General features: G+C 41.2%; 8 protein-coding genes. 5 read left to right on the top strand and 3 right to left on the bottom strand.

Annotated elements, in window-relative coordinates:
* Positions 1 to 126 precede the first annotated feature (126 nt).
* Entirely contained in the window at positions 127 to 807 is a 681-nt protein-coding gene (locus Q0541_RS13180) for a strawberry notch C-terminal domain-containing protein (protein ID WP_298910920.1), read from the top strand.
* On the opposite strand, the gene Q0541_RS13175 is transcribed toward Q0541_RS13180, so the two are convergent.
* A complete protein-coding gene (locus Q0541_RS13175; RefSeq protein ID WP_298910919.1) occupies positions 804 to 1262 on the bottom strand; it encodes a zinc ribbon domain-containing protein in 459 nt (152 codons plus the stop codon). The genes Q0541_RS13180 and Q0541_RS13175 overlap by 4 nt on opposite strands.
* Positions 1263 to 1338: 76 nt before the next feature.
* Here Q0541_RS13175 and Q0541_RS13170 point away from each other — a divergent pair, with 76 nt between their 5' ends.
* From Q0541_RS13170 to Q0541_RS13160, 3 genes are all read left to right on the top strand, one after another.
* Complete coding sequence (locus Q0541_RS13170; protein WP_298910918.1) at positions 1339 to 2241, top strand: tyrosine-type recombinase/integrase; 903 nt, start codon at positions 1339 to 1341, stop codon at positions 2239 to 2241.
* Positions 2242 to 2423: 182 nt separating this feature from the next.
* A complete protein-coding gene (locus tag Q0541_RS13165) occupies positions 2424 to 5408 on the top strand; it encodes a Tn3 family transposase (RefSeq protein ID WP_298910915.1) in 2985 nt (994 codons plus the stop codon).
* Positions 5409 to 5577: 169 nt separating this feature from the next.
* Entirely contained in the window at positions 5578 to 6801 is a 1224-nt protein-coding gene (locus tag Q0541_RS13160; protein ID WP_298910914.1) for a strawberry notch C-terminal domain-containing protein, read from the top strand.
* Positions 6802 to 7121: 320 nt separating this feature from the next.
* Here Q0541_RS13160 and Q0541_RS13155 read toward each other — a convergent pair whose 3' ends face one another.
* Positions 7122 to 7832 (bottom strand): hypothetical protein, encoded by a 711-nt coding sequence (locus tag Q0541_RS13155; protein WP_298910912.1) that lies wholly within the window; start codon positions 7830 to 7832, stop codon positions 7122 to 7124.
* Entirely contained in the window at positions 7799 to 8008 is a 210-nt protein-coding gene (locus tag Q0541_RS13150) for a hypothetical protein (protein ID WP_298910909.1), read from the bottom strand. Before Q0541_RS13150 ends, Q0541_RS13155 begins: the two co-directional genes overlap by 34 nt.
* Before the next feature lie 392 nt (positions 8009 to 8400).
* Here Q0541_RS13150 and Q0541_RS13145 point away from each other — a divergent pair, with 392 nt between their 5' ends.
* On the top strand, positions 8401 to 8934 hold the full coding sequence (locus tag Q0541_RS13145; protein ID WP_298910907.1) for a ParA family protein: 534 nt from the start codon (positions 8401 to 8403) through the stop codon (positions 8932 to 8934).
* Positions 8935 to 8954: the final 20 nt, after the last annotated feature.

The raw sequence follows: 8954 nt of genomic DNA, 5'->3' as shown, positions 1-8954 counted from the left end.
ACTTCTAGGGGTTGTCACTGATTATACTACGACGAGAGTGACAAAAGAGGGTTAATTAAAGCAATTGAAGAGGATTTAGCTGCTCAAAACGCCATTGTTATTCAAATTGTATCAACTAATGAGGAGTTGCTTAAGCGCCGACTCAATGAAGTTACACCCGAAGAATGGCAGGATCTCAATCTTGACCTGACTCCACGGGAATATCTTATGGATTACCTGATGAGTGCGTTTCCTATCCACTTGCACGAAATTCACTCATCCTCTGACGGTGAAGAACGCTCAGAACCATCCTTTGATGCCGATGGCTCTCCAGTTATCTCTATTGAAGCTGTAGCCTTGAGAGATGCCTTAGTCGATAAGTTAGCAAGTCTTGATCCCATCCCCGGCGCATTAGAACAATTGCTGTGGCATTTTGGCCACAAGCAAGTGGCTGAAGTTACAGGTCGTAGCAAACGGGTGTTAAAAGATGAATCTGGACGTTTGTTTGTGGATTCTAGAGGAAGTGGCGCGAATATTGCTGAAACTGCTGCGTTTATGCAGGGAGACAAACAAATCCTCATCTTCAGTGACGCTGGAGGGACAGGCAGAAGTTATCATGCTGATCTCAACGCTGTTAATCGGCGGCGGCGATCGCATTATTTGTTGGAAGCTGGATGGAGGGCAGACAATGCAATTCAAGGACTTGGGCGATCGCACCGCACAAACCAAGCATCAGCACCCGTGTTCAGACCTGTTACGGTATTGAGCCGAGATCCGTGTAAAAAACTGCAAGATGGTCTGGAAAGCCTTTTTGTATATAGGCTTTAGCGATTTTTACTTCCATCTTTATAAGGCTTTCCACATAGTGGACAAAATTTATACCTCAACGACACCACCATCTCACCACAATTCCGACAACTAGCCCGTAACTGCGTACCGCACAGATAACAAAACTTAGCCCTAACATTCCCCCACATCGGGTCAGCAGCACCACCAGGATTCCAGCATTGGGGACAAAACTTAATCGCTGGCATTGTCACAACCTCTTCCCCCCTAACAATAGCCTGCAAATACTCAACCGGCACGGACAAAGCCAAGGCAAGACCGCTAAGAGTTTTATGACTGAGTTTCATCGTCAGTCCCCGTTCAATCTTCCCCACAGACCGAGAATGAATACCAGCAGCATCGGCTAACTCAAACTGAGTTAAATTCAGTCCCTTCCTGATCCGCAAAACATAGTCAGCTAGGGATTCTGCATGTTTTGGTGTCTTAAAAGTATCCATAAATTGCTGTCAATGCTCTTACCTAAAGATATATAATTTATGAATAAATTACCTTGCTCAAAACACACTTTTTTCAGTGAAGCAAGCTGTCACATTAGCCACCGTTGCCGTCAAATTTTTAGAACGGACTGGGCTAGCACCCAGTACCATCAAAACTTACGAAATGACTCTCTTAAGCTTACTAGCAGAGTATGGAAGTTGGTCAATCGAAATTATCAGTAAGCAAACATTAGTTGAGTATCTAGATACACTCTCACATTTAAAATACACAACCCACCACAAGCATCAAGCAATACTGCAAAGCCTATTTAACTTTGCCGTCGAGCAAGGGGATATAAAATCCAATCCAATTCGGGGATTAAAACAGCGTCCCCCACAACGAGAAAAAGGCGAACATAAAAGCGACGATTCAATAAGATACCTAACACCTGAACAGTTAAATATACTCTACGAAGTAACCAAATATGACCTGCGGATGTCTGCAATAATTCATTTATTACATCGTACAGGATGCAGAATTGGAGAGCTTTTAGCCCTGAATTTATCAGACCTAGATATCAAAAATCAAAAATTTCAGGTATTGGGAAAAGGAAACAAACAACGTTGGTGCTTTTATAGTGATGATGCAGCCAAATCCCTAGATCAATATTTCAAGTATTCACGCCATCAAAATATCGACGCACTGTTTACAGCACAACATCCAGTTACCCTGAAAGTCAGTAGAATTAGCTACTACACATTCCACGATTATTGGCGAAAAATCACCAGCACATATTCCGAATTAAACGGTGTACGTATCCATGATTTACGTCACACTTATGCTACCGAACGGGTAGGATTAATCAGTATAGAAGAGTTACGCTCACTCATGGGACATGAAAACATTCAAACCACTTTACGTTATCAGAAAGTTACCTCAAAAAAAGCAGAATCAGCCGCACGTCATGCTTTAAGTGTTCTGATAAATCCAGATAGTTAGAAGCAACATTTATTGCCTATTCGTTATCTCCAAAAACAGCATTGTTCACCAAAAAAGTGTGGAAATTAATTCAATTAATTATCTGTATCCAAAAGAATATAAAATACTATGGGGTTGAACGGTGAGGGATCAACCACCATCTAGTTGTTTTCGGTGTTTTTTATGTTCTAAATATCACCTTAATGACCTTAATTGACCGTACTGCATATCCTAAATTCAAACAATTTCCTAACCCAAAAGAGCTTGTAGAGCTTTATACACCACAAAGCGAAGAAATCAAGTTTGCAAAGTCCAAAACTAAGAGCCACGAAGGATTTCTTAGTTTTATGGTCATGCTAAAATCTTTCCAAAGGCTTGGTTATTTTCCCCACCCCGAACTAGTACCAATTGCGGTTATCAAACATTTACGGTCGTGTTTAAAGTTACAAGATTGGGTAAAAGCAATTCCATCCGAACGCCAACGCTACACTTATCTTCAGGTGATTCGGGATTACCTGAAAGTCAAACAGTATAATAAAACAGGTCAAAGATTAATAGCCGCATTAGTTGCAGAGGCTGCAGAGGTAAAAGACCACCCTGCTGATTTAATAAATGTAGCCATTGAAGAATTAGTTAAAGAACGATACGAGTTACCAGCATTTAGTACCCTTGACCGATTAATTCGTCACATTCGTTCAATGGTCAATAATCGCTTGTTTGCACTTTGTTCTGAGGGGCTTTCCATCAACGAGCAGATTTATTTAGACCAATTGCTAGTAGTTACTGATAATGAGGTAGATGAAAATCCCACTCTTAATTTACTAAAATCGCCACCTAAAAGTGCCAAACTTAGTGGGATGAAACTCCTACAAAGTAAGTTTGATGTTCTCATGACCTTTGGTGATACCAAGCGACTGCTACAAAGTATTGCCATTACAAAAGTTAGACATTTTGCGGCACAGGCTAGGGCTTTGGATATCTCGGAATTTCAAGATATTAATTTACCCAAACGTCGGACGTTGCTGTTATGTCTATTGTACGAGGCACAGGTTAACACCCGTGATTATCTTGTTGATATGTTTATTAAACGTATCCTCAAGATTCAAAATAATGCTAAACAGCGATTGCAGGAATTACGCGACAAACATTTAACTGAAACATCAGAGTTATTGGCTACCTTTGGGCAAGTATTAAAAGCATCTACAAAAGCCAAAGAAACTCAGGATAATGCTGTTTTTGGAGAAAAGGTGCAATCAATTTTGGATGAACATGGTGGTACAGAATTGTTGCTGCAAAAGTTGGATGAGATTGCAGCGTATAACACCAACAACCATTTACCATTGATGTGGCGGTTTTATTCTGCCAATCGGAAAGCACTTTTTAGTTTGGTGGCTTCTCTAGATATTCTCTCAACTTCTGCTGATGAGTCAGTAATTGAAGCATTAAAGTTCGTGTTAGAGAATCAACACAAACGTGCTAAGTATTTGCCATTTGACATTGATTTAGATTTTATTAGTAGTAACTGGCGTGCGCTAGTAGTAGAAGAAATTGATGGAACTGAGGTTTTGGTTCGTCAGCAGTTAGAAATTTGCATCTTTTCAAATCTAGCAACTGAATTTAAAACAGGAGATGCGTGTGTTGTGGGTTCGTCAAGTTATGCCGATTTCCGCGAACAATTATTGAGTCATGCTGAATGCGAACCTTTGATAGAAGAATACTGTCGCTTACTTGAATTTCCTGCTAACCCGGATGACTTTGTTAAACACCTTCAAGATAAATTAGCGCAGGTAGCTTTCGTTGTAGATGAGATTTGTGCGGTTGATAAACAATTCACTATCAATAAAGACGGAGAATCTATACTTAAAAGAATCCCATCCCTAGCTCAAACGGATGAAGTGGAAGAATTAGAATCAAAAATTCGGGCTTTGATGCCGGAGCGCAGTATCTTAGAAATCCTTTGCAATGTTGAGCATTGGTTGAACTGGACAAGGCATTTTGGTCTATTTTCAGGAAGCGAACCAAAAATATCTGATCCTGCTGAACGTTATATTTTTACTACCTTTAGCTACGGCTGTAATCTTGGCCCTAATCAGATGGCTCGTCATTCCCAAGGTGCAGTGACAAGTCACATGATTTCTTATACAAACCGTCGCCATATTAGTGCTGCCAAAATTGAAGCTGCAATTCGGGATATTATCAATACGTACAACCGTTTTAGTTTACCGTCTTGCTGGGGTACAGGGAAAAAGGCTGCTGCTGACGGAAGCAAGTTTGAAATATACGAGAATAATTTACACAGCGAGTATCACATCCGCTACGGCGGTTACGGTGGTATCGCCTATCACCATGTCTCTGATAAATATATTGCTTTGTTTACACACTTTATCACCTGTGGTGTGTGGGAGGCTGTCTATATTTTGGATGGGCTGTTGAAAAATCTATCAGATATTCAACCTGGTATTTTGCACGCAGATACTCAAGGTCAATCTGGGCCTGTGTTTGCTATTTCCTATCTTCTCGGTATCAAATTGATGCCGCGTATCCGTAACTGGAAGGATTTAACTTTTGTTCGCCCTAGCGCAGATGTTACCTACAAGTATATCGAACCGTTGTTTAAGGGCGTGGTCAATTGGAATTTAATCAAGACTCATTGGTATGACATGATACGTGTAGTACTGTCAATTAAAGCAGGCAAGGTGATGCCTTCGACGCTTCTACGTAAGTTGGGTAGTTATAGTAAGAAAAATCGACTTTATCAAGCTTTTCTTGAGTTGGGTAAGGTAGTACGGACTATGTTTTTGCTTGACTATATTTCTAATGTGGCTCTTCGGTATGAGATTACAGCGATAACCAATATTGTGGAGATGTACAATGCCTTTCTCGACTGGGTGTTCTTCGGTAAGCTGGGAGCGATTACTGAAAATGATCCTATTGAACAGGAAAAGCGGCTGAAGTATCTTGATTTGGTAGCAAGTGCAGTTATTTTGCAGAATACGGTTGATATGTCGTTGGCTATCCAAACGTTAATGTCACAGGGCGAACTGATTCCCATGCGACACCTTGCAGCAATGAGTCCATACATAACAAGACATATCAAAAGATACGGTGATTATGTGGTGAATTTACATAATATTCCCCAACCATTGGAAGCTGCGATTAATCTTCCATCAGAAATCTTTGAAACATAGATATATCAACGGTTTCCAGACCATCTTGCAGGTTTTTACACGGATCTCGGCTCAATACCGTTACCACTAACGTCATCGGTGAACGCCGCTTTACAGCACTTCCGGCAGCTATGAGGTACGTCCTAAAAGCTGAAAGCGATGATAGGAGAGGGGCAAGGAGAAAACTATATTGCATAATAGCCGGAAGCGCTGTATCTCAACCATTGCCCGAAGGCTGGATAGCTTGGGCGCTCTTACTCGTGGTCAACGGCAGACGGGTGGTAATGGGATATTTGAGGCTAAGGATAATCTGGAGTCGAATTATGCAGAACACGCCCTGTATGAATTATTCAGACAAATATACCAAGGTCGATTTTTTGAAGTTCCACTAGGGACTTTTGAGCAAATGACTGGACTCTCGCTCACTTCCCATGAAGGCGGCATGAAAATCGACCTCCCACCCCTGCGTCAATTCCTTAACCGATTACTGGCTCTACGAATTGATATGCAAAACGTGATTTTCGAGAGGTTTGAACTACTCTTGAGCCAGCAGATTGAAGTAGCGATCGCGGCTGGTGTTTACGAGATGGGTGTGGAAACACTTCGAGCAGAACGGTTTACTGTTGAGAGCCAGGAAGCTGTGTATACTCATGCTCAAACTGGTAGCGTCACCAATTACTTGAAAGTGGAACGCACCCAGAAGAACAACATCAGAACTGCTGAAGAGATGTTGGAGTTTGCCAGTATGTACCAGGGGAAACTGATGGTTAACACCAAGTCTGGTCATGCTGCTGTGTCAATTCCGACACATAGTATCTACGACGCTGATGGTGGTGTTGTACCAAGAGTGTTACTCGTCCGTCCCCAAAAAGAAACCCGTATACCAGTCAAGGATTTAGAATCTTCCACTTGGCAGCAAGTTTCTATTGATGCGTTTGCTGCTGCTTGGTCTATTGAAATAGACGCACTGCCTAAGTTCACAACCGATTACCTGCACTTAATGACAGGAATATTGCTACCCATCTGGAAAATACTGCCACAGCAGAATAGTCGAGTATTCCGACTACAAACAAGTGATGGCAAGAAAATTCTCGGTCGGGTGGTGAATGCTCACGACATTCAAACCGTGCGCGAACAACTTGGACTAAGAAATCAGGTGCTTTCTCCAGAAGAACTTGTGAAGCTGGTACTGAACGAGAGATATACACAGCAACTACCAGGAGGAATTACGCTGCGGCGGTCTTTCGTTGCTAATGAACCTCGCATAGAACTGGTTAATGCTATCTCACTGGCAGAGCGACTCTTAGCTGTGGGTTGCTTCACCGAGATCATCAACTGGCAAAAGCGGGTATTTATTCCGGTTTCAGACAAAGCCCCAGCTATTCTAGCGGCTGTGATTGAAATCTTAGGATAAGTCAAAAGCTGATGTATTTATTAGATACATCAGCTTATTTTTCGCTCAAACAAGAGTGTGATTTTATTGTCCGAAATGAAGGTAAGCGGACGATTTGTCGAGGTAATCTAAAGACGGGGGAGGAGATATTTCCACTTTCAGAAGAACGTGCCAGTGAGCTAGAAGTTATGATTTTACAGAGGGAACAATTACTTCACAGGAAACATGAGCCATCACATAATGGACACCATATTAGCAGTCATAATATTGAGTTGAACTGAAGTAGAAAAAAAGATTCTGTAAATGTACTAAATAGCACTCCCGCTTTTATTAAATTACGATTACCTTTGAAACCGCGATAATAATTCTTCACGGTCAGCCTGTAAAAGCAAGCCAAGATATTCTTCCCTAGATAACTGCATTAACTGAGGAATAATTGCCTCTAACTCACTATCTAAATTTCCAAAACGTACTTTTAAAAGCGTCGAAATTGTTTCCCTTCTTTCGATTTCCACACCTTCTTGTTGCCAACTTGTTACAATCTGCATAACTTCCTCCCGTTCATCTAATCCCATTGTACTAATCACCGCTTGAAAAACCTGCTTCTCAATATCATCAAGACGCAAATAAGTATCAATAAACCCCGAAATTAATTGCATCCGCGCTGGATTTAACCTTAAAGTTGTCAGTAACCGCAAACATTCCGCCTTCACCTGCGGACGTTCTGACACCGCAATATTCATCTTCGCCATCAACGCCGCCGCCACTGGATTGTGTTGTGTTAGAAAATCCCGCCAACTCAGACGATTTAATTGAATTGCTGCAAACTGAAATTCCAGCACCTTTAAATCGCCAAACGTGACACGATAATTTTGAGATTCAGCACGTTTTGGTTCGTCGAAGGAGAAAATCACAACTGGATAAATTGGTAAATCATATTTTTCATGCAAGCGTGCAAAATACTTAAACATCCGCTTGGCAAATTCTGACTCAGTATAAGACTGATTTTCAACGTGAATTAAAAAATAAGTTTTTTGTTGCTGATAACGCACCTGCGCCAGTAAATCAATTTATTTTCGCCAGATGTGACATCAGTAAATACATCTTGGGGTAAAAACTGGATAGAATCGCGGTCTATTTGGCTGGCTACTTGAGGTAGGAATAAATCGAGAAACTCAACAAAAAATGTAGATATTAATTCTTTGAAAAGCCTGTCATGGTCAATCATTCTAGCAACTCCTCCAACACGGGGCAGATATAGCGTAGCTGACACCAAGGACAAAATAGTACAAATTTACCTAAAACCGAGGTTTGTAGTATGCCAATAACAAAACTAAAGCCCTTATTCTTTCGTTACAGGCTTGTCTAACAAGAAGCAAACATGACTTGGATGATTTATCTAAAAATAATAGCCAAAAAGCTTATACACTAATGCTTTCCGCCTATCTTGACCCTAATGTTGGCTACTATATATTTACCCCAATATGAAATTTCTTGGGGACGGAAAACGTTTTCCGTATAGTTCCAAGTTGCTTTTTGAGCCTGAATAACGAGTGTTGAACTTGATTTCGTTTGAAAGATAGAGTATAACAAAACGCAAGCATACGAAATTGCAAATAGATGAAACAAGTTGTTCTCTGGATTGGAGCCAATGCCGGAGGAGTTTCCAAAACTACATTAACTGTTCATATTGGCTATGAAATGGCAAAGCGCGGCTTTGACGTTGTGTTACTCGACCTAGATACTAACGTTTCCATGAGTCAGTTTTGTGGATTAGACAAAGACCCACCATTAGAGCAAACAATCGCCGCAGTATTCAGCGAGGATTTTGATGGTAACTGGCCTTTACTGATGCCAGAATGGGGAAAGCCGAAGGGTAAGTTACAAATATGCTTGGGTGGGCCAGTAATGATTCAAGTTGGGTCAGATTTGGCAGTTCGTAATCGCCGGGAATATGTTTTGGCAGATAGGTTTGAAGATTTTCCTTTGCCACACCAACTGGTGATTCTGGACTGTCCTGCTACATTGGGTAATCTCAATGATGTCGCACTGGCAGTAGCTACGCATATGTTAATTCTTGTTGAACTTAGTCCCAAATCATTAACAGGGGCAAATGTTTTGGGAGCAACGCGAAAAAGTGAGATCGGGGTTTAGTTCTCAATTATACCTCTATA

The organism is uncultured Nostoc sp. (assembly GCF_937863485.1).
Lineage (GTDB): Bacteria > Cyanobacteriota > Cyanobacteriia > Cyanobacteriales > Nostocaceae > Nostoc.
The sequence above is the reverse complement of the archived record's forward strand: the minus strand, read 5'-3'. Positions and strand labels throughout refer to the sequence as shown.